The organism is Azospirillum brasilense, from assembly GCF_008365405.1.
GTDB lineage: Bacteria > Pseudomonadota > Alphaproteobacteria > Azospirillales > Azospirillaceae > Azospirillum > Azospirillum brasilense_D.
On sequence record NZ_QOKV01000036.1, the window covers coordinates 14,345 to 35,615 of the forward strand.

General features: G+C 71.5%; 19 protein-coding genes. 15 read left to right on the top strand and 4 right to left on the bottom strand.

Annotated features, from left to right (window positions below):
• Positions 1 to 23: 23 nt before the first annotated feature.
• The 4 genes from tssC to DS837_RS29840 all read right to left on the bottom strand — a co-directional run bounded on the left by tssC (position 24) and on the right by DS837_RS29840 (position 3,326).
• Positions 24 to 1,493 (bottom strand): type VI secretion system contractile sheath large subunit, encoded by a 1,470-nt coding sequence (gene tssC, locus DS837_RS29825; RefSeq protein ID WP_149168059.1) that lies wholly within the window; start codon positions 1,491 to 1,493, stop codon positions 24 to 26.
• A 49-nt stretch (positions 1,494 to 1,542) separates the two neighbouring features.
• The gene (gene tssB, locus DS837_RS29830; RefSeq protein WP_109071733.1) at positions 1,543 to 2,079 is read right to left on the bottom strand and encodes a type VI secretion system contractile sheath small subunit; all 537 of its coding nucleotides are present in this window, start codon (positions 2,077 to 2,079) and stop codon (positions 1,543 to 1,545) included.
• Between the two features lie 168 nt (positions 2,080 to 2,247).
• Entirely contained in the window at positions 2,248 to 2,883 is a 636-nt protein-coding gene (locus tag DS837_RS29835) for a hypothetical protein (RefSeq protein ID WP_247890200.1), read from the bottom strand.
• Between the two features lie 128 nt (positions 2,884 to 3,011).
• Positions 3,012 to 3,326, bottom strand: a complete 315-nt coding sequence (locus tag DS837_RS29840; protein WP_149168061.1) for a hypothetical protein — start codon at positions 3,324 to 3,326, stop codon at positions 3,012 to 3,014.
• Positions 3,327 to 3,495: 169 nt separating this feature from the next.
• Here DS837_RS29840 and DS837_RS29845 point away from each other — a divergent pair, with 169 nt between their 5' ends.
• The 15 genes from DS837_RS29845 (at position 3,496) to DS837_RS29915 (ending at position 21,228) form a co-directional block, all read left to right on the top strand.
• Positions 3,496 to 4,248, top strand: coding sequence for a hypothetical protein (locus DS837_RS29845; RefSeq protein WP_247890201.1), 753 nt, complete (start codon positions 3,496 to 3,498; stop codon positions 4,246 to 4,248).
• Positions 4,245 to 6,203, top strand: coding sequence for a hypothetical protein (locus tag DS837_RS32885; RefSeq protein WP_247890202.1), 1,959 nt, complete (start codon positions 4,245 to 4,247; stop codon positions 6,201 to 6,203). The genes DS837_RS29845 and DS837_RS32885 overlap by 4 nt, the downstream gene beginning before the upstream one ends.
• A complete protein-coding gene (locus DS837_RS29855) occupies positions 6,200 to 8,224 on the top strand; it encodes a PP2C family protein-serine/threonine phosphatase (protein WP_149168063.1) in 2,025 nt (674 codons plus the stop codon). Before DS837_RS32885 ends, DS837_RS29855 begins: the two co-directional genes overlap by 4 nt.
• Positions 8,221 to 8,820 carry a lytic transglycosylase domain-containing protein gene (locus DS837_RS29860; protein WP_247890203.1) on the top strand — a complete coding sequence of 200 codons (600 nt, stop codon included), beginning with the start codon at positions 8,221 to 8,223 and terminating at the stop codon, positions 8,818 to 8,820. The genes DS837_RS29855 and DS837_RS29860 overlap by 4 nt, the downstream gene beginning before the upstream one ends.
• Positions 8,821 to 8,830: 10 nt before the next feature.
• On the top strand, positions 8,831 to 9,346 hold the full coding sequence (locus tag DS837_RS29865) for an SPOR domain-containing protein (protein ID WP_149168064.1): 516 nt from the start codon (positions 8,831 to 8,833) through the stop codon (positions 9,344 to 9,346).
• Positions 9,347 to 9,562: 216 nt separating this feature from the next.
• A complete protein-coding gene (locus DS837_RS29870; protein ID WP_149168065.1) occupies positions 9,563 to 10,315 on the top strand; it encodes an SPOR domain-containing protein in 753 nt (250 codons plus the stop codon).
• 29 nt (positions 10,316 to 10,344) lie between these two features.
• On the top strand, positions 10,345 to 10,770 hold the full coding sequence (locus DS837_RS29875) for a hypothetical protein (RefSeq protein WP_247890204.1): 426 nt from the start codon (positions 10,345 to 10,347) through the stop codon (positions 10,768 to 10,770).
• Between the two features lie 27 nt (positions 10,771 to 10,797).
• Positions 10,798 to 12,141 carry a type VI secretion system baseplate subunit TssK gene (gene tssK / locus DS837_RS29880; protein WP_149168067.1) on the top strand — a complete coding sequence of 448 codons (1,344 nt, stop codon included), beginning with the start codon at positions 10,798 to 10,800 and terminating at the stop codon, positions 12,139 to 12,141.
• Positions 12,142 to 12,149: 8 nt separating this feature from the next.
• Positions 12,150 to 13,031 (top strand): DotU family type IV/VI secretion system protein, encoded by an 882-nt coding sequence (locus tag DS837_RS29885; RefSeq protein ID WP_149168068.1) that lies wholly within the window; start codon positions 12,150 to 12,152, stop codon positions 13,029 to 13,031.
• Between the two features lie 15 nt (positions 13,032 to 13,046).
• Positions 13,047 to 17,183 (top strand): type VI secretion system protein, encoded by a 4,137-nt coding sequence (locus tag DS837_RS29890; protein WP_149168069.1) that lies wholly within the window; start codon positions 13,047 to 13,049, stop codon positions 17,181 to 17,183.
• Positions 17,184 to 17,191: 8 nt separating this feature from the next.
• Positions 17,192 to 18,289 carry a type VI secretion system protein TssA gene (tssA, locus tag DS837_RS29895; RefSeq protein WP_149168070.1) on the top strand — a complete coding sequence of 366 codons (1,098 nt, stop codon included), beginning with the start codon at positions 17,192 to 17,194 and terminating at the stop codon, positions 18,287 to 18,289.
• 3 nt (positions 18,290 to 18,292) lie between these two features.
• Positions 18,293 to 18,850 (top strand): Hcp family type VI secretion system effector, encoded by a 558-nt coding sequence (locus tag DS837_RS29900; protein ID WP_149168071.1) that lies wholly within the window; start codon positions 18,293 to 18,295, stop codon positions 18,848 to 18,850.
• Positions 18,847 to 19,434, top strand: coding sequence for a TIGR00645 family protein (locus DS837_RS29905; protein WP_149168072.1), 588 nt, complete (start codon positions 18,847 to 18,849; stop codon positions 19,432 to 19,434). The genes DS837_RS29900 and DS837_RS29905 overlap by 4 nt, the downstream gene beginning before the upstream one ends.
• Positions 19,435 to 19,460: 26 nt before the next feature.
• Positions 19,461 to 20,414, top strand: coding sequence for a ligand-gated ion channel (locus tag DS837_RS29910; RefSeq protein WP_149168073.1), 954 nt, complete (start codon positions 19,461 to 19,463; stop codon positions 20,412 to 20,414).
• A gap of 82 nt (positions 20,415 to 20,496) precedes the next feature.
• The gene (locus DS837_RS29915; protein ID WP_014198583.1) at positions 20,497 to 21,228 is read left to right on the top strand and encodes an SIMPL domain-containing protein; all 732 of its coding nucleotides are present in this window, start codon (positions 20,497 to 20,499) and stop codon (positions 21,226 to 21,228) included.
• Positions 21,229 to 21,271: the final 43 nt, after the last annotated feature.

Below are 21,271 nucleotides of genomic sequence, written 5' to 3' on the forward strand. Positions count from 1 at the left end.
ACGATGCGTTCGGGGGGAGGGGATCAGGCTTCCGGCGCCGGCAGTTCGGCGACCATGCGGATGGAGGCCGACAGCTCTTCGAGCTGGAAATGCGGACGCAGGAAGATGTTGGCGCGGTAGACGCCCGGACGGCCCGGCACGTCGTAGACGTCGATGCGGGCCTCGCGCAGCGGGAAACGGGCCTTCGTGCCCTGCGACGCCTCGTCGTCCAGCAGGACGTAGTTGGCGATCCAGGTGTTCAGGTGGTCCGTGATGTTGTTGCGCGTCAGGAAGGCGCCGATCTTGTCGCGCAGCATCACCTTCAGGTAATGGGCGAAGCGCGACGACACCAGCATGTACGGCAGCATCGCGGAGATGCGGGCGTTCGCGTTGGCCTCGTCGGTGTTGTAGACCTTCGGCTTGTTCGTGGTCTGGCCGCTGAAGAACGCCGCGTAATCCGTGTTCTTGCAATGGACCAGAGAGATGAATCCGAGGTCGTTCAGTTCCTTCTCACGGCGATCGGTGATGGCGATCTCCGTCGGGCACTTCAGGGCGACGTCGCCCTCGTCGGTCTTGAAGGTGTGGCTGGGCAGACCCTCGACCTTGCCGCCGCCTTCCACGCCGCGGATGGCCGCGGTCCAGCCATGCTTGGCGAAGCTGTCGGTGATGCGCGCGGCCAGCGCCCAGGAGGCGTTGCCCCACAGGTACTTGGAATGATCGCGCCCGTCGGTGTCCTCGACGAAGTTCATGCCTTCGACCGGAACGGTGTTCGGGCCGTAGGGCAGGCGCATCAGGACGTGCGGCATGGTCAGCGAGACGTAGCGGGAGTCTTCCGACGAACGGAAGGATCGCCACTTCACCATCTCGGCCGTCTCGAAGATCTTCGACAGGTCGCGCGGGGCGCCCAGCTCGCCGAAGTTCTCCATGTCGAACATCGCCGGCGACACGGCGCTGATGAACGGCGCGTGGGCGGCGGCGGCGAGGTTCGACATCTTCTCCAGCAGGGAGATGTCCTGCGGATGGCGGCCGAACTCGTAATCGCCGACCAGCATGCTGTAGGGCGTGCCGCCCAGCGTGCCGTACTCGGCCTCGTAGACCATCTTGAACATGGCGCTCTGGTCGAACTCGACCGCGCTGTCCAGGTCCTTCTGGAGATCCTTGCGGGAGACGTTGAGGACGCGCAGCTTCAGCGTCGTCGAGGTCTCGGTGTTCATGACGAGGTAGTTGAGGCCGCGCCACGTCGCTTCCAGCTTCTGGAAGTCGGGGTGGTGCATGACCTCGTTCAGCTGGTCGCTGATCAGCTCGTCGATCTGCGCGATGCGCTGGTTGATCGCCTCGACCACGTCGACGGCGGAGGCGTCGCCGGTCTCGGCGAGGACCTGGTCGACGAATTCGGTCAGAAGGTCGCGGGCGTAGGGCCGCTGGCCCTCCTCGCGCGCCATCTTGCCTTCGACCATCATGCGGTCGAGCAGGGACAGATTGGCGGCGCTCTCAACGGACGTTTCCGTGCTCACCTGTTCGCTCCGTGAAGGGGGTTCTGGTTGGGCTTACCGGGAGGGGGGATCAGGCGGGCTCGCCCGCGGGCTCGCCGGCCGGGGTGCCGGCCACCGGGCCGAGGAGCTTCTTCAGCTCGTCCTGCTGTTCGGTGCTGGTGATGACGTCGTTCAGCAGGCCGTTCAGCTCGTCGTTGCCGTCCAGCTTGGCCAGCAGGTCCGACAGCTTCTGCCGGGCTTCGAACAGGCGGCTCAGCGTCGGCACCTGCTTCAGCACCTCCACCGGCTGGAAATCGTCCATGTGGCGCATGTTCAGCAGGATGTTCAGCTTGCCGCCGTCCTCCTGCAGCTTGTTGTCCACCTGGAAGGCGAGGCGCGGCGCCGTGGCGGCCATCACGTCGTTGAAGTTGTCGCGGTCGATCTCGACGAACTTGCGCTCCTTCAGCTTGGGAAGGGGCTTCTCCGGCTTGCCGCTGAGATCGGCCAGGATGCCGACCAGGAAGGGCAGCTCCTTCATCTCCTGGGCGCCACCGGTGTGGACCTCGTAGGTGAGCTTCACCCGCGGCGGGCGGACGCGCTCCAGCTTCTTCTGACTGCTCTCGCTCATATCTGACGACCTCATAGGGTTGTGCGCGTCGCGCGCCGGCTGTCGAGCTTCGCCATCATTCGAAAGGCACCCCTGTCGAGGCCAGTCGAGATGGACCCCAATTGGACGACATCGCCCCGGAACACCTCCGTTTCGGAGGGAATGTCCGGCATACGAAGCATCGCCCGCTCAGCTTCGAAGGTGCTGCAAGAGGAAGTTGCGGGCCTCCAGCAGTTGACTCATCCGCTCGGCGCTGGACAGCAGGCCGGTGTCGGGGTGGAAGATCGGGGCCAGCGTGCGGAAACGGCTGTTCACCACCTGCGGATCGAGGCCCCATTCATGGGTGAAGCCCAGCACGTAGGTGGCCTGCCAAGGCTTGCGGATCGGCTGGCGCAGCGGGCGGAAGGCCAGCGTCTCCAGCGCCGCGGTCAACTGCTCCAGGCGCAGGCGGCAGCGGCTCATCTCGCTTTCCACGGCGTTCAGCTCGCCCGCGGTGATGAGGTGCGCGCCGTCGTCGCTGCCGATGGTGGCGGCGACCCAGGCGGCCTTGCGCACGGTCGCCGCATCCAGCGGCGTGGCGTGGCGCACGCGCAGCTTCGGCACCACCCGCACGCGGCGGGTGCCGCCGCTCTTCAGCGTCACGGTGCGGTGGGAGACGTCCACCGGTTCGGGGCTGCCGGGATCGGGCAGATGGGTCAGCGCCTCCGGCCCGACCAGCGTCAGGCAGGATCGGATCAGGGCGGGCACCGTCATGCCGCGCGCCGCCGCCGCGGAGTCCACGGCGGCGTAAAGGGCATGCTGACAGGGTGCTGTGATGGTGGGCAAAGGGCCTCCGGGTACGCACGGCGGTATTGCCCCGCAAGGTGTGCGATGGCGGGCCGTCGCGGAACGCCTTGTTGGTCCACTCCCGGAGTCACGCCGTTGGAACTGCGTCCGTTGCGGAGTGAAGGCGGTCAGGCGTCCTTGCTGCCGCGGAGTTCCTCCATCACGGCGCGGATGCCGGTTTCCAGCGCCCGGACGCGGCGGCGCTGCCGCTCCTCCCGCCGCAAGGCCTCCTGCGTCTCGCCGCGCAGACGGTCCACCTCCTCGACCAGCGAGGGGGCGACGGTGCCGCGGTCGGTGTAGAACAGTCCGACCTGAATGACCTCGTAGAGGGAGGTTCCGGCGGGCATCAGCCGCTCCAGCGCGGAGAGGGCGGCCAGCCGTTCCCCGGGAGCATCGCTGCGCAGCCGGGCGAGGATCGCGTGCAGGCGGGCATCCCGGTTCATGATGGCCGGTTCATGATGGAGCGCGTCCTTTCTGATTGGCCGGTCTGGTTCGCCGGGGGAGTATCGCAGGGGCCGGGGAGCGGCAAAAGCAGATCAGACCAAGTTGGGCCAATCTGAACGGGATGCCCCCGCGGAAAGCCGCTATAGCCGGACCCTTGGGAGGCTGGCCATGCTCTACGGTTTCGGGCGTCTGGCGCTTGTGTTGTGGTTGTGCGCCGTGGGCGGGCAGGCGTTCACCCTGTTCGCCTTTCACAACGCGGTTGCGGAGGCGCACACGGCGGAAATCGCCGCGCGCGCGTCGGCGCTGGCCAGCCGCGTCGCCGCAAGCGCGGCGGAACGCGCCGCCATCGGCTTTCCGCTCGCCGACCAGAACGACCTGCAAAGGCTGATCGAAATGGCCTCCACCGGCGGCGGGGGCGTGCGGCTCTATGTGGTGGACCCGCGCGGGACCGTGCTGTTCGCCACCGCCCAGGCGGCGGGGACGCCGGTGCCGACCTCCTGGATGGGCGGCGCCGCGGGGCTGCCGGCGGAGCCGTGGGACCTCGCGGACCGCGACGGCGTGCTGGTCGGCGTGCCGGTGGCCGACGCCTTGGGCAAGCCCGCCGGCGCCGTGCTGGGCCTCGCCCCGCAGCAGGACGCACGGGTGGAGGTTCTGGCCGCGCTGCGCGAGACGGCGACGGTCACCGCCGTCTTCCTGGCCGCCATCGGGCTTCTCGCCGTTCTCGGCACGCGGCTGCTGCTGTCCGGCGTCTGCCGGTCCGTTCTGGAGCGGACGGCCTTCTACGCCGCTGAGGCGCGGCAGCTTCAGGCCAACGGGTCCGCCACCGTCGCGGTGGGCGATCCGGCGCTGTCCGCCGTCCTGGCCGGGCTGCACGCGGCGGAGACCGAGGCCGCCCGCATCGACGGGGAGGTGCTGCGATGACCCGCCCGGCGACGCTGTTCCCCCAGCGCAGCGTGTTGCGGCGCTTCATCCCGCTGATGGCGGTGGTGGTCGTCGTGCCCTGGCTCGCCACGCTGGCGGCGGCGCTGATCGCCGCGGCCGGGCTGGCTGACCGGGGAACCGCGTCCCGCGCCGAGATCGTCGGGACGGCCATCGCCCACGATCTGGAAAAGGCGCTGGCGCTCGGCCTGCCGCTCGACCGCATGGCCGGGATGGACGATTATCTGGGCGAGGCCGGCGCGGTGTTTCCGGAGATCAAGCTCATCCTGGTGGTGGACGGCGCCGGCCGCCCCTTGTTCCAGAAATCCGACGCGGCGCGCCCCGACCTGTCGGTCCGGCTGGTGCCGGCGGAGACTGACTGGTCCGCGCTGGGGCTGGTCCCGCAACGCTTTCCCATTCGCCAGGGCGCCGCGACGGCGGGAGAGGTTCTGCTGGGCCGCAGCGCCGTGGCGCAGCCGGCCAACGCGCCGCGCATCCTGATCGACTTCGCGGTGGCGCTGAGCATCGCGCTGGCGCTCGGCGGGCTGGCGCTGCGCACCATGCTGAACGCCCAGGTGATGGCGCCGCTGCGGCTGGCGGCATCGTTGGAGGCCAACCTCGCGCGTTCCGCCTACGACCGCATCGCCCCGCCGGTGGAGCAGAGCCTGATCGGCACCCTTCTGGCCGAGATGAACCGGGTGGTGACCGGCGTGAACGACCGCTTCGCCCGCCTGCGCAGCTACTTGGCCGAGGTGCGCGATCTCAGCTTCAACAAGGATGCCGCGGCGGAGGTGGCGCCGCTGATCGAGCGGATCGAGCGGTTGGGCCGCTTCTCGCCCGACCGGCTGACCGCTCTGGCGCCGCCGGACGCCGGGTCGTTGCCCTACGCCGCCGCCTTCTGCGCCGGTGTGGGGGCGGCCATCGCCGCGGCCATGGCGGCGCGGCATCTGCCGCCGGGTATCGCGCTCGGCGGGGTGGTTCTGGGCATGGCCGCGGCGGTTCCGCTCGCCTTCGCGCTCGGCCGCCGAGCACCCATTGCGGGGATGCTGGCGTTGGGCGGCTGGGCGTTGCTGAATGGGCTGGGAGACGGGGCGGCGGTCTGGCTGAGCGGCGTTGTGTTTGGCGGGGCGGTGCTGGGCGGGCTTTCCGCGGCGCTTCCCTTCCAGGCGGCGCGTCCCGCCGCGGAAAGTTTGCGCGCCGGGCCGGCGGTGTCCGCCGCGGGCGGTCTGGTCGCCGGGACGGGGCTGTCGGTCCTGTGCATCGGCGGTGGCGTGCCGGGCGTCCTCATGGCCGGCGCGGTGCTGTCCGGATTGGCCGGTCTGCTGGCCGCCGTCCGGCTGGAGCGGCGGAGCGGTCTGACGCTGCCGCGCGTGACCCTCCGCGCTCTGCTGGCGGTGGACCGCTGGTGGGTGGACGGGGCGCTGCGGCCGAAGGGCTGGGCGCTGTGGCTGGTCACGGCGCTGGCCCTGGCGGCGTTGAGCCGGACCGACGGCGGCGGGGCGGTGGACGCCCGCCGGGTTGCGGAACTCTTCTGGCTGCACGCCACCCCGGCTTGGCTGGTCGCCGCGCTGGTCGCGGTGCTGGTGCCGCGGGGGGCTGCGGGGCTGCTGAGTTTGGGCGCGACGGCGGTGGTCGGGCTTCTCCTGGCGCTTGGTCCGGTGGAGCCGGGAACGGCCGTCGCGCTGGGCATCGCCGCGGCGCTTGGCGCCGGCCATGCGGGATTCGCGGCGTCCGGGAACTGGGGGGGGCTGACCGCGGCCCGCGCCGCGCTGACCCTGGCCGGAACGCTCGGCGTGCTGTGGCTGTCCGGCGGGAGCAACACGGTGGTGGCCGCCGGAACGCTGCCCTCCCTCGCCTTGCTCGCCGGGATCGCCGCGCTGCCGCCGCTGGCGCTGGCCCTGTGGCGCTACGCCACGCCACGCCGGCGCGTTCCGGTCGAAGGGGAGGCCGCGCGATGACCGGTCTTCGCCAGCGCATGACGGTGGCCGCCGCCGCGGTGGTCCTCGCCGTGCTCGTCACCGCCGCGGTCTTCGCCCTGCTGCGCATCGAGAGCGGGGCAACCCGCCACGCCGAGGACGAAGGGCGGATGACCCTGCGGCTGTGGGAAGGGCTGCTCGACCAGTCCGCCGCCGCCGCTCGGGTGGCGGTGGGCGATCCCCGCCTCACCGACGCCCTGGAGCGCGGCAACGCCGCGGTGGTGGCGGAGCGGCTCGGCGCTCTGGGCTTCACGGCGGTAACGGTGATCAACGGCGCCGGGCAGACCCTGCTCGCCGTCCCGGCCGACCAGCCGATCCGCCTTCTCGACGAGCGGCGCATCGGGCAGGTATTGGCCCGCAACGACACGCAGGACGGTCTGGTGCTGACCGGCGGTGCCGCGCAGCTTCTGCTCGCCCGACCCCTCGGCGCGCAGCGGCCGGCCGACCGGGCGCTGGTCGCCATCCGTCCGCTGACCGGCAGCCTGGAGGCGCTGGCCGGCGTCCTCGGCGGCTCGGCCTTCCTGGTCGGCAGCGACGGCACGCTGTACGGTCACGCCGGGCCGCTGGCCTGGGCCGACGTGCGTCCCGCCGCTGAGCGCGGCGAGGAGGTGCAGGCGAGCATCGGCGCCCGCGGCTACGGCGTGCGCAAGCTGCGCCTGCCCAAGGTGGCCGGCACGGAGGGGGACGGCACGCTGTACCTCGTCACCGTGCGCGAGAGCACGCTGGCCACCATGGCCGACAGCCTGCTCGACAGCTCGGCCATCCTGGTGGTGCTGATGGTGCTGGTGGCGGGGACCCTGGGTCTGGACTGGTACTTCCGGCGGGTCTTCACGCCGGTCTACGCCTCGATGTCCGCCCTGTCGGCCCTGGCGGCGGGGGACACCGGCGTTGCCGTGCTGGGGGCGGAGCGCGCCGACGAGGCCGGGCAGCTCGCCCGCACCGTCGAGGTCTTCCGCAGCCGCAGCCGGGCGCTGCGCGACGCCGAGGAGCGGCGCGCCCGTCACTGGCTGCGCCAGCAGTCCTTCATCCGCCGCCAGATGCTCCGTCTGTCGGAAACCCTGCCGGAGCAGGGGCGGCGGGAACTTCTTGCCGACCTTGCCCGCATCGAGGCGGCGTCGGAGGGCAGGACGCCCTGCGCACGCACCGACGATCCCGGCGCGCTCGCGGTCGCCTTCGAGGTGATGGCGGAGCGCGTGCGCGACCAGCACACCGCGCTCGATGGCATGGTCCGGCAGCTTCAGTCGGCGCTGGACACCCGCACGGAGCTTGTGGAACTGCAGAAGCAGTTCGAGATCGCCCGGCGCATGCAGGCGGCCATCCTGCCGCCCGACCTGACCACGGCGCCCGATCTGGAAGCGTCGGGCCTGATGCGCCCGGCTGCGGAGTTCGACGGCAGCTTCTACGACTTCTTCCTGACGGCGGACGGGTCGCTGGCGGTGCTGATCGGGCAGGTGTCGGGCGGCGGGCTGGCCGCCGGTTTCATGACGGTGACGGCGCGCGCCGCGCTGCGGACGCTGGCGGCGGCCGGGCTCGGGCCGGCGGCCTGCCTGACCGGCGCCAACCGTCTGCTGGCGGCGGACAACGCCGCGGGGCTGTCGATCGGGCTCGCCATGGGCATCGTGTCGCCGCGCTCCCGCCGGTTGGTCTTCGCCGCCGCGGGCGTGCCGGAGCCCTTCCTGCTGCGGCGCTTCGGCGACGTCGTGGACCTGCCGGTGGCGGCCAACCCGCCGCTCGGCCTCGACCCCGCGATGACGGCGGTGGAGACCGCGCTCGACCTGCCGGTGCCCTCGACGCTGGTGCTGTGCAACGGCGGACTGCTGGACGGTGAGAACCGCTTCGGCGTCGCCTTCGGGCGGGCGCGGCTGACCGGCATCCTCGGCAATCTCGACGACCTGTCCTCGGCCAGCGTCACCGCGGCGGTGTCCGCCGGGCTGACCGAGCATGGGGGCGGCGCCGCGATGGCGGTGGATCGGCTGTGCGTCGCCCTGCGGGTGCGGGCATGAGGGCGCGCGGCATTCTGGCCGGCGCGCTCGCCCTGATGGTCTCCTTGCTGGCCGGGCCGGTGGCGGCGGAGGGTGCCCCGATGTCCGAGGGCGGACCGGCGCTGTTCCAGTGCAGCCGCTACCTGCGCAACGGGGAGGCGCTCTACGGCATTCCTCCGGGCATCCTGCACGCCATGAGCCTCGTGGAATCCGGGAGGGCGGGCATGCCCTGGCCCTGGGCGCTGAACGTCTCCGGCCGCCCGCACTATCCGGCGACGCGGCGCGAGGCGCTGCGGCTGATGCAGGACGGCGAGGGCGGCCTGCGCGGCGACGTGGCGGTCGGCTGCATGCAGATCCACACGCGCTGGCACGCCGGCTCCTTCGCGGGGGGCGACGACATGCTGGACCCCGCGGTCAACGTCGCCTACGCCGCCCGCTTCCTGCGGGAGCTGTACGACCGCCACGGCTCCTGGACCGAGGCGGTGCGCCGCTATCACGCCAGCGACCCGACGGCGCAGGACACCTATCTCTGCCTCGTGCTCGACCGGCGGGTGCGGCTCGGCTACCAGCGCGAGACGGCGGAGATGCGCCGGCTGTGCGGCGGCCCGGAATCGTGAGCGCGGCGCCATGAAGAAACTTCTGATCGGCGTGCTGGCGCTGCTCCTCCTCCTGGTGGCTTTCGCGGGCGGCTATTTCCTGGCCGGAGGATCCTTGCCGGGCACGGCGGAGGAGTCGGCGCCCGCAGAGGCGAACGCCGCGCCCGCTTCGCCGACCGCAGCACCGCCGGACGCGGCGAAGGCGGAGCCGGACAAGGCCGCGCCGGCCGCCGTCCCGGTCCGTCCGGTTGCCACCGTGAAGTCGGCGACGGCGCGCTTCTCCATCGAACTCGGTGTGTTCCGCTCCGCCGGGAACGCCCAGGACTTCGCGGCGGTGCTGGCCGGTCGGGGCCTTCCGGTGGAGATCGTCGAGACCATGGACGCCGCCGGAGGGCAGTGGCACCGGGTGCGCGCCGGTGCCTTCGCCGACCACTGGCAGGCCGAGGCGCGCCGCCCATCCTTCGAGCGCATCGCCGGGATCGGCGGTGTGGTGGTCGAGGAACCGCTTGCCACCGCCCAGCCCGCGAAGGCCGGCGGCGGCGAATGATCCAGTTCGGACCAACGGGGTAACCCACCGGATTTGCGGGCTTCTCCGCATGGTGGGGCGGGCCTCCGGGCCATCGCCGCGAAACCCCCGCGGGACTACGCCAGAACGAACCAGACAGCGCGCGGATTTGGGCCGCCGGGATGCTTCTATCAGGCTGGGCCGCCGCCCTGCGCGGCGGGCGGCCCGACCGATGATTTCTTCCCAGGAATTCCCGCGATGACCACGATCACGCTCGGACGATGGCAGGTGGCGGCTTTGGCCGCCGGCGTCGCCGTGCTGACCGTCGTGGCCCTGCTGCTCGGAGCGGTGATGGCGTCGCTGGTCCTGACCGGTGGCGACGACACGCCGGTGGCGTCGGCCGCCACGACCGCCGCGGCGCCCGCCGGTGGCGGCGGACTGGGCGCGATGGCACGGAGCAACATCGCCGACAGCTTCGAGGCCCGCCAGGGCGTGATCGAGACCGCCGACATCTTCAGCGACGAGGCGCGCGGACGGGCGATCTCGGCCACCGAGCCGATGACCCGCGGCGCCGCGGACGCGGCCCGCCGCTTCCTGCCCGGCTGGATGGCCGGCACCGCCGCCCACGTCATCGAGAAATCCGCTTACCGCGTCACCGAATTCGCCGGGAACAGCGTGGAAGGTGTTGTCGAGGACACGCTGAACGACCGGCTGGACGCGATGAAGGAGGACGGTGGCGGCAATGGGCCGGCGCCGGTCCGCCACTACGCCATCGAACTCGGGCGTTTCGCCACTCCGTCCAACGCGGAGTCCTTCGCCGCCGCCGCCGCCCACCGCGGCGTGCGCGGCACGGTCGATTTCGCGCCGCTGCCGGGCGGCAACGCCCCCTACGCCGTGCGCACCGGGCGCTACGCCGCCGCCGACGAGGCCGCCCGCGCGCTGGACGCGCTGACGCGGGCCAACGGCGTGTCCGGAACCGTCGTCACCCTTGCCGAAGCGGGAGAGCGCTGAACGCCATGACTCCGGTGAACGGAAAACGAGTGGGATTGGCCAGCGCGCTGGCGCTGGCGCTGCTGGCCGCGGGTTGCGCGGAGAAGCCGCGCGCCGCGTTGGACAGCGTGTCCTTCACGGTCGCCCCCGCCGCCAACGACACCACGCCGGTCGCCATCGACCTCGTGTCCGTCCGCGACAAGGCGCTGGTGGACAAGCTGGGCGCGCTGACCGCCGCGGAGTGGTTCGGCCAGCGCGAGCAGTCCATGCGCGATCATCCGACCACGCTCGGCGTGACGAGCTGGGAGCTGGTTCCCGGCCAGACGCTGAAGACGGACCTGCCGCCGGGCGAGCCGGCCTGGGCGATCCTGATCTTCGCCAACTATTCCACGCCGGGACCGCACCGCCTGCGCGTGCCGGACACACGAACGCTGACCCTCACCGCCGGGGACAAGGATGTCGAACTGGTTCCGTGATGTTCTTTCCTTTGCCGTGAGGGCCGCATGACCGAGGCGCGCGACATTCCCGACGCCATCGACTGGCACGACGGGATGCTGCTGGCCCCGCAGCATTTCCAGCAGCAGGCGCTGCGGCACGAGCGGCAGCTGACCTACCATGTCCGGCAGGCGCGGCCCTTCCATTGGGGCGTCGTTCATCTCCAGGTCGACCGCGTGCAGCTCGTCTCCGGGCTGGTCCAGGTGCGGGAGCTGGAGGCGATCCTGCCCGACGGCCTCGTCGTGGACTACCGCGCCGGGATCGACGAGCCGCTGGAGGTGGACATCTCCGCCTACGCCGACCCGGTGGGGCAGACGCAGATCACCATCCACCTGATCGTTCCAGCTGCCCGCGGCGACCGCGCGCCGGGCCCGGGGGAAACGCCGCGCTACGTCTCGGTCGAAGGTGCGCCGGTCGCCGACCAGCATGGCGGGGAGGAGCTGTCCATCGCCCGGCTGCGACCGCGGCTGGCGCTGTTCGCCACCACCGGCCCGACCCAGAAGCCGCCGCAGAAGTTCGTCTCGATGCCGATCGCGCAGGCGACCTTCCGCAACGATGCCTTCGTGCTGACCGACTTCGTGCCGCCGGCGCTGACCGTCGCCGCCAACGCGCCGCTCGGCCGGCTGGGGGCGGAGGTGGTGCGGCGCGTGCGCGAGAAGGCGCTGTTCCTGGCCGAGCGCTCCGGCGTCGGCAACGGCAACCCGGCGACCGAGCTGGCCGAGGCCGCGCGGACGGAGATCCGCAGCCTCGTCACCGGCCTGCCGCCGCTGGAGGCGCAGCTCGGCGTCGGCGTCTGCCACCCCTTCGACGTCTACCTGTCGCTGTGCACGCTGGCCGGGCACCTGTCGGCCTTCGCCAGCGGCGCCGTGCCGGCCAAGCTGTCGCGCTACGACCACGACGACCCGATGGCGAGCTTCGGCGAGGTGCGCGACTTCATCCTGCGCATGATCGACCGCGTGAAGGAGGGCGTCGCCCGCATCCCCTTCACCTTCGAGGACGGCATGTTCGGGCTGCCGATGGACGAGGCGTGGCTGAAGGGCCGGCTGGTGGTCGGCGTGCGCGGCCCGGCCTCAGCCCCGGTCAGCGAGGTCGCGGCCTGGATGGAGAACTGCATCGTCGCCTCGCGCTCGCGGCTGGAGACACTGTCCGGCCTGCGCGTCAAGGGGGCCGAGCGCGTCGCGCTGGACGACAGCGGCGAGGGCGGGGTGGCCGCCCCGCGCGGCGTGGTGCCGTTCGAGATCAAGGTCGATCCCCGCTACATCGTCCCCGGCGAACGGCTGGAGATCTGGAATCCGGACTCGCTGGGCAGCCGCTTCCGCCCGGTCGAGATCACCCTCTTCGTCAGCGCCTGAGGCTGGGAATGACCGCCATGCTGCACCGCCGGGATCTGGTCGATCACTTCCTCGCCTTCGCGCGGGAACTCCAGAAGCACCGCGCTTCGATCGGGGCGGGTCGTCCCGCCGCTGCCGCGAAGCCGGAGGGCGCCGCGGGGGAGACGGCGGACAGCCTGCCGGCCTTCCTGACCGAGGACGCCCTGGCGATTCCCGCGCCGCGCGGTGCCGCCGCGGCGGTGCCGGCCCTGGCGCTGGAGCCCGACGCCGAGATCATCATCCGCCGCCTTCAGGAGTTCCTGGAGGCGCAGGCGGTCCAGGTCGGGCGCACCGGTACCGACCTGATGATCAGCCAGCACCGCGAGGCGCAATACGCCATGGCGGCGCTGGCCGACGACCTGTTCATCCACGACGTGGAGTGGAACGGGCGGGAGCTGTGGCGCAGCGTGCTGCTGGAGCAGGCGGTGTTCCGCACCCGGCTGGCCGGCGAGCGGGTGTTCGACCGGATGGAGGCGCTGCTCGCCAGCAACGACCGGCGGCTGGTGCAATTGGCGGCGGTCTATCTCTGCGTGCTCGGCATGGGCTTCAAGGGGCGCTGCCGGGTGCCGGGCGGCGAGTCCACCCTGCGCGACTACAGCGCCCGCCTGTTCGAGTTCATCGCCGGCCGCGAGTCCGAGCTGGGCGCCGGCGTGCTGCCCGGCGGGCGGACGCTGATCCCGGCCGCCTACGCCTACACGCTGACCGACGGCAAGGCGCGCACGCTGGCCCGCGGGCCGCGCTGGCCGCTGGTGCTGGGGGCCATCGCGGGGCTGTGGCTGGTGCTGGGTCAGGCGCTCTGGTGGATGTCCACGGCGCAGCTTTCCAACGCGGCGGATGCGGTGCTTCAGGCATCGGTCCGCGTGACCCGCTGACGGGAGAGGACGGTCATGGAACTCCTGGCAGCGGTCCTGTCCGGCATCGCCGGCAACCAGATCTGGGTCTTCGCGGGGCTTCTCGTCCTCGTCCTGCTGATCATCGCGGTGATGGCGGCGATCCTGCTGCGCGCCCGCAGCGCCGCACCGCCCGCCCCGGCGGAACCGGCGGCCCTGCCGCCGCCGGACGCCGCGGCGGAGGAGGGCGGGGCGGTTCCGGCGCTGGCGGCGACGGTGCCCGACGTCACGCTGCGCGACATCCGCCGCCTGTTCCGCGACGGTCTGGCGGCCTACCGCGAGACGCTGTCGCGCAACGTCTATCTGGTGCCCTGGTACCTGCGCACCGGCGTCGCCGCGTCGGACGACGCCGGCCTGCTGTCCTGCGCGGAGGAGGTGCGTCCCCCGGTGACCGCCGAGCGGCACGTTGGATTCTCCTGGCGCTTCTACGACCGGGCGGTGGTCATCGACGTCGACGACCCCCGCGCCGCCTGGGCGGGCGTGCTGGACCTGCTGGGCCGCCGCCGCCCGATGCTGCCGGCCGACGGGCTGATCCTGACCATCCCGCTGGCCGAGCTGGACGACGTGCGCCGCGCCACCGCGCGTGGGACGGAGCTGTATGCCCGGCTGTGGGAGATCCAACGCACGCTGGGCTTCGCCCTGCCGGTCTATGTGGTGGTGACGGGCTGCGAGGAAGCCCCCGGCTTCGCGGCGCTGGCCGAGGCGCTGCCCGTGTCCCTGACCGGCGGGATGCTCGGCTGGTCGAGCCCCTACGCGCTGGAGACCGCCTTCTCCCCCGACTTCGTGAGCGAGGCGCTGCAATCGCTGGCGGACGGCCTGCTGGCGGTGGAGCTGGAGGTGTTCGGCGCGACGGCCACGCCGGACGGCGCCCCGCTGTTCGCCCTGACCGAGCGGCTGACCGGGACGGAGGCGGCGCTGCGCGCCCTGCTCGGCACTGCCTTCAAGCGCACCGCCTATCAGGAAACGCTCTACGTCCGCGGCCTCTACTTCACCGGCCGCCCCGATCCGGACGCGGCGGCGCTGTTCGGGCGCGACCTGCTGAACCGCAAGATCTTCCCCGAGGCCGGCCTGCCCAAGCCGACCCGAGCGCTGGCCGCGTCCCGCGCGTGGCGCCGCTACTCCTGGCCGGTGGGGACGGGGGTCGCCGCGCTGGCCGCGGTCCTGCTGCTGTGGATGGGCGTGCAGCGCGCCTCCACCCTGTCGGACCGGCTGGTTCCGGTCCTGGCCGACATTCCGGGCGGGCTCCAGCAGCTCGCCGACCAGCGCCCGGCGGTCGAGGCCGGGGCGCCGATGACCGCCGCCTACGGCGATCCCGCCGCCCGCTTCGTGCAGGGCGTGACGATGCTGCCCACCGACTGGACCTTCAACCCGCTGCCGGCCGCCTGGATCAGCGGTGTTCCGGATTCGGTGTCGGGGGCGCTGGCCGTCGGCTACCGCCGGCTGGCCCTGTCCACCGTGCGCGACGTCGCCGAGGACCGCTTGCGCCGCCTGACCCGCGACGGCGGGGTGGGGCCGGCGGGTGCGGGCGCCTTCGAGCGGCTGCGCGCCTTCGCGGGCGAGATCGGCATCGCCGAGGGGCTGGCCCGTGCCTACAACAACGTGGACGCCCGCGACCCGGCCCTGCCGCTGGACGAGGTGCTGGACTTCGCGCTGGGCTCCGGCGTGGCGCGCGGCTTCTCGGCGCGGCTGCACGGCTGGGAGATCGACCAGCCGCCGGGCGGCACCGCCATCCCGGCGCCGGGGCCGGGGGCGCAGCGTCCCATCGACCTGACCGCCCACCGGGCCGAGGTCAGCCGTCGCTTCCGGCAATACGCCGACTCCTATCTGCGCGACCTCGCCATGGGTGGCCTCGCCGCCGCGCGGCTGTCGGTCGCCGCCAGCGAGCTGGAACTGCTGGCCGGCGGGGCGCGGTCCGGCGCCGACGCGGCGGCGGCCTACGCCGAGGTGCTGTCGAGCCTGGAGGACGCCGCGCGCGGTTTGGGGGCGGAGCGCGGCGCCTGGATCGGCGCCAACGGCCCCGTCCTGCCGCCGGAGTTCGAGGCGCTGCTCGGCCGTCTGGAGAAGTCCGACCTGCTTGGACCCAACCTGCGCGCCGACATCCTGGATCTGGCGCAACGCCGCTACGACGAGGCGGGAGTCGGCGCCCGCAGCCTGGACTCGGTGATCGGCCGCCTGCTGGAGCAGGCCCCCAACGGCGGCGCCCGTCTGGCCCCGGCGGCGGAGCAGCTTCGCCGCACCCTGGCGGTGTGGATGGCCCGCCGCTTCATGAAGACGGACGAGTCCGGCGCGCTGGCGATGCCCGCCGTGGGCGCCGGCTGGGACCGCGCCGCGCTGGACAGCATCCCGCCGCTGGTCGAGGACTATCTGCTGTTCGACGCCAAGGACCTGCCGCAGGCGCCGGCCATGCTCCGCGCCTCGATGCGGGCGGCGGCGCAGCACCAGCTCCGCCAGGGGGTGGAGCGTATCCTCGTCCGCGCCCTGGCGGGAAGCCCGGCGGGCGGCGGTGTGGACCGGGCCGGCGGGCTGGCACAGCTCCGCGCCTCGGCCCATGCCCTGCGCACCGCCTTCCCGGTGCTGGCCGAGACCATGCAGTCCTTCCGCCAGATCGGGCTGACCACCTCCGCCGACACCATCCGCGACACGGTGGCCCGGCAGGCCAACGCCGTGCTTGCCCAGGCCGACCGGCTGCTGGAGGGCGACCAGCTCTACCGGCCCGACGCGCATGCGCTGGACGTTTGGGTGGACGGGCCGCTGGTGCCGCACCTTCTGTTCGGGCAGACCACGCCGGCCGGGCTGGCGCTCTATCTCGGCAACGCCCGGCAGGAGGTGACGGTGCTCGCCCGCGACATCGCCGCCCCGGTGGTCGAGATCCTGGAGCGCCCGGTGATGGGCGCCGGGACCGGATCGGGCGCCGCCTCCAAGTGGGCGCGCATCATCACCGAGCTGGACAAGTACGACGGCGGGCGCCCCAACAGCTCCCTGGCGCAGCTCGAAAAGTTCGTGACGGTGGAGAGCGCCGCGGTGGACGCCGCCGGTTGCCAGAATCTCGGCGCCATCGACGGGGTGCCGGACGACTTCTTCCGCAGCCGTCTGGCCGAGCTGAAGCAGTGGATCGCCACGCGCTGCGTGCTGGCCGCCGACGCCCGCGTCTACGACGCCTACGTCGACATGGCCGCGTCCTTCAACGAGATGCTGGCGGGACGCTTCCCCTTCGCCGCCGCCGCGGTGCCGGGCGAGGACGCCGACCCGGCGTCGGTGCGCGCCTTCTACGAGCGGTTCGACGCGCGCTCGGCCTTCGTGTTGGAGGGGCTGCGCCGAGGCGAGCGCTTCGGCACCGCCGGACGCGAGGCGCTGCGCTTCGTGGAGACGATGGAGCGGGCGCGTCCGCTGCTGATCGCCGCGGTGACCCCGGACCAGAGCGGCGGTCTGGCGCTCGACCCCGCCTTCCGCGTCAACCGCGGGCGTGAGGCCGGGGGCAGCGACATCATCGAATGGAAGCTCGCCACGCCGAACGGCGCCCTGTCCAGCATGCTGCCACGGACGCCGCTGCGCTGGTATCCGGGCGACAAGCTGAGCGTGACGCTGCGCTGGGCCAAGGATGGCACCGTGCTGCCGGTGTCCGGCGTCGGCGCGGGGGTGACGGTGGACGGACCCTCGCTGCGCTTCGACTATGACGGTCCATGGGCGCTGTTCGCCCTGGCCGGCCGACAGGCCGCGCCGCAGCGCGACCGCCGCCCCGGCCCGGACACCGAGCCGCTGCTGCTGTTTGAGGCCACGGCCAGCGGCCCGGTCAAGGAGGCCGCCGCGGCGGCCCCGCTGCCGATCGCTCCGGCCGTGCAGGCGGCGCAGCCCCCGGCGGTGAAGCCCAACGTGCGGGTCTTCATGACGCTGGTGGTCAAGCGCACCGTCCTGTCCGATGGAAAGCCGCCACGCGAGGAGAAGGTGGCCGTGCCGGCGCTGCCCGCGCAGGCGCCGCCGCTGGCCCCGGTCGGCTCCATGCGGCGAATGCCGGGGCTGGCCGGCTGGCCGGCCCCGTCGGGCGCGGTGGCCCCGGCGGACCGCGCCTTCTTCGACCTGGGAACCCCGCCGTCCCAGCCCCCGATGCTCCGCCCCGCGGCCCAACGCTTCCCGTGAGCAGCACCATGACCACCACGCCCCACCCGCTGATCGACATCGGCGCCCTGCTCCAGCCCATCCCTGGCGACGATCCGGCGGGCGACGACCTGCGCCACGGCCCGGAATTCGACGCGCTGACCGAGGCGCGCCGGATGGACGACGATCTGGACCAGGGCATCTGGCAGACCACCGTCAAGAAGGCCGACTGGAAGGGCGTCGTCCAGCAGTCCTCGGACCTGTTGACGACTCGCACGAAGGATCTCCAGGTCGCGGCGTGGCTGGTCCAGGCGCTGGGCCGCCTGCATGGTCCGGCGGGGTTGGCGCCGGGCCTTCTGCTGGTCCATGGGCTGGTCGAGGATTTCTGGGACGGCCTCTACCCGCGCCTGGACGACGGCGACCCGGAGCCGCGGCTGGCGCCGCTGGTCTGGCTGGACAGCCAGTTGTCGCGCGACCTGATGGCGACCACCATCACCCAGCCGGGGGCGAACGCCGACGAGACGCACCGTTTCCAGGACTGGCAGAACGCCCAGCGCCTGCGCAAGCTCGCCACCCGCGACCCGCGCGCCTTCCACGCGGCGGTCGACGACGGCGAGGTCACGGTCGAGCAGATCCTCGCCGCGCAGGACCGCACGCCGCCGGACTTCTACCAGATCCAGCACGGTCATCTGCGCGACACGGTAACCGCGGTGCGCACCCTGGCGGCGGAGCTGGACGCCGTGGCCGGCCGCGCAGCGCCCGGCTTCACCCAGCTTCTGAAGACCCTGGAGAGCCTGATCCAGTTCCACCGCGACGCGCTCGCCAAGCGCGGCATCGATCCGGACGACGGCGCCGCCGCGGAAGAGGCGGAAGGCGAGGAAGGGGGGGGCATCGACGCGTCCGCCGAAATCATTCCCGCCGCCTTCGCCCGCCCCGGTGGGCCGCGGACCCGACAGGAAGCCTACGCGATGCTGCACCAGATCGCCGATTTCCTGGCGCGGGAGGAGCCGCACAGCCCGACCTCCTACCTCGTCCGCCGCGCCGCCGCCTGGGGGAACCTGTCCCTGCCGGAGCTTTACGCCGAACTGCTGGGCGACCGCGGCGAGGTCGGGCGGATCTTCGGCCTTCTGCGGCTTGAGGAGCGCTGAGCCATGCCCCGCATCCTGCTCGACTACCCCGGCATCAAGGGCGAATCGCTGATCCGCAACTACAAGAATCTGGCCGACTGCGTCAGCTTCGACCTGTCCTCGGGCAAGCGCGAGGTCGGCGGCTTCAACTACGACGACCCGATCGAGGACAACTCCTATCTCAGCGGCCGGAAGGCGCAGAAGCAGGACAAGCTCGGCGTCGACAGCCTGAAGCTGGAACGTCACTTCGACCTCGCCTCGCCCAAGCTGATGCAGGCGGCCTTCGATCCGCAGAAGAAGGACGTCACCGCGACGATCCACTTCTTCCGCACCTTCGCGCAGTTGCAAGGCGGCGAGTATTTCGGTGAAAGCGACATCTTCGCCGAGCCGTACCTGACCATCATCCTGAAGAACACGCAGATCACGGAGTATGTGCTGTCGGTCGACGACGACGACAGCAGCAACGGGACCGAGACCATCTCGCTGGCCTTCGACCAGTTGCAGATGACCTACCAGCACCAGATCGACGGCCGGAAAATCGGCCAAATCCGTGGCGACATCACATTGGCGAGCAAGTCATGACCCAGTCGAACCCGTCGGCCCTGACCGGCGACACCACCCTCCTGTCCCGCAACGGCGCGGGGCGCCGCGGCCCAGGGCGCCGGGCCGAGCATTTCCTGGAGCAGGTGATGTTCCAGAGCCGCTGGCTCCTGGCGCCGCTCTATGTTGGCTTGGTGGGCGCGCTGTTGATGATCGGCTGGCGCTTCGCGCTGGAAATGGTGCACGCACTGCCGCTTCTGATTCATGGCACGGAAAACGACATCATCCTGATCGTGCTCGGGCTGGTCGATCTGACGATGGTTGGCAACCTCGTGCTGATGGTGATTTTCAGCGGCTACGAGAACTTCGTCTCGAAGATCGACGTCGAGGGCCACGCCGACCGTCCGGAATGGATGGGCAAGCTGGATTTCAGCGCTCTGAAGGTCAAGCTGATCGCCAGCATCGTGGCGATCTCCTCCATCCAGATCCTCAAGACCTTCATGAACGTGTCGGAGGTCTCCGACCGCGACCTGATGTGGCTGGTCGCCATCCACGTCACCTTCATCGTCTCCGGCGTGCTGCTGGCGACCATGGACGTTCTGGTCAAGAAGAGCCACGCGCACTGACGTCCGGCACGAAAGGAGATGGCATCATGATTCGGTATGCGCTGGCGTTCCTCGCCATCCTTCTGACCGGCCTGCCCGGAGCGTCGAGGGCGGAAACGCCCCCTGGGCCGGCGAAGGTGGTGGTCGGCACCTACGTCAACCAGATCACCGGGGTGAACCTCCGCGACAATCAGGTCAATGTGGACTTCTACGTCTGGTTCCGCTGGGACGACGACTCGCTGAACCCGCTGGAGACGTTCGAACTGATGAACGGGCGGATCGAATCCCGCACGCCGACCCCGGTCCGCAAGCTGAAGGACACCAACTACGGGCAGGCGCGCGTCCAGGCGGTTCTGAACCAGCCCTGGGACGTGAGCCGCTTCCCCCTGGACACCCAGACCATCCGTCTGGTGATCGAGGACAGCGACCTGACGGCCGAGCACTTCGTCTATGTGCCGGACACCGACAACAGCACGCTCGATCCCGACGTCGACGTCTCGGGCTACACTCTGACCAGCAACGGCGCCACCATCTCGGCGCACCGCTACCGCACCAACTACGGCGACATCACCCTGCCGAAGAACCACGAGTCGGTCTATTCCCGCTACACCCATGCGATCACCCTGGAGCGGCCGGATTCGGTCTATTACATCAAGACCTTCTCGACCATCTTCATCTCCTCGGTGGTGGCCTTCCTGGCCTTCCTGGTGAAGCCGGTGGACCTCGACCCGCGCTTCGGCCTGGGCATCGGCGCGCTGTTCGCGGTGGTCGCCTGCTACTTCGTCATCGCCAGCGACCTGCCGCGCAGCAGCGGCTTCACCCTGTCGGACCGGGTCAACCTCGCCTCCATGGGCATGATCTTCCTCAGCCTGATGCAGAGCGCGGTGTCGCTGATGATCTACGAGCGGAACGCGGCGAAGTCCCTGCTCCTGGACCGTTGGTGTCTGGTGGTCTTCCCCGTCGCCTACGCGCTGCTCTGCGTCTGGCTGACGACGGTGTGAGGCCGCCGCGGGGCGCCGCTCCGGCCTGAGCTTCGCCACAATCCTCCGTCATGCTCCGCAGAGAGCGACGAGGGAGAGTGGGATGATCGGAAACCGGACGGCGCTGGCTGCGGCGGCGTTTCTCGCCATCGGGATCGCGGTGGCGGGCTGGTCGGCGGGGCGCGAGGTCGCACAGGTCCGGCTGGCCGACCGCTTTGTCACCGTGAAGGGCTCCGCCGAGCGTGAGGTCAAGGCGAACCTCGCGCTCTGGCCGGTGCGCTTCGTCGCCACCGGGGACGATCTGTCCGCCGTCCAGGCGAAGACGGCGGCGGACGAGAAGGCCGTGCTGGCCTTTTTGGAACGCTACGGGCTGGGCGCCGACGCCGTCGTCTCGCGCTCGCTCGATCTCGTGGACCTGCTCGCCCAGGCCTACCGCCAGGGGCCGGCGGACCAGCGCTACATCCTCACCCGCACCCTGATGATCCGCAGCCCCGACGTGGAGCGGGTCGACCGCGCCAGCCAGAATCTGGCGGAGCTGCTCGACCAGGGCGTCACCCTGGGCGGCGAGCCGGGCATGGGCTCCGGCCCCAATTACCTGTTCACGCGGCTGAACGACGTGAAGACAGAAATGATCGCCGAGGCGACCGCCAAGGCGCGCGAGGCGGCGACCCAGTTCGCGACCGACAGCGGCGCAACGCTGGGCGGCATCCGCCGCGCCAACCAGGGCCTGTTCCAGATCCTCGCCCGCGACGAGGCCCCCGGCATCATGGAAAGCCGGCAGATCGACAAGGTCGTCCGCGTCGTGTCCACCCTCGATTGGGAATTGGTGGATTGATGGGGCGGAGCCCCGCTCCGCCCGCATCCATCGTTGTATAGGT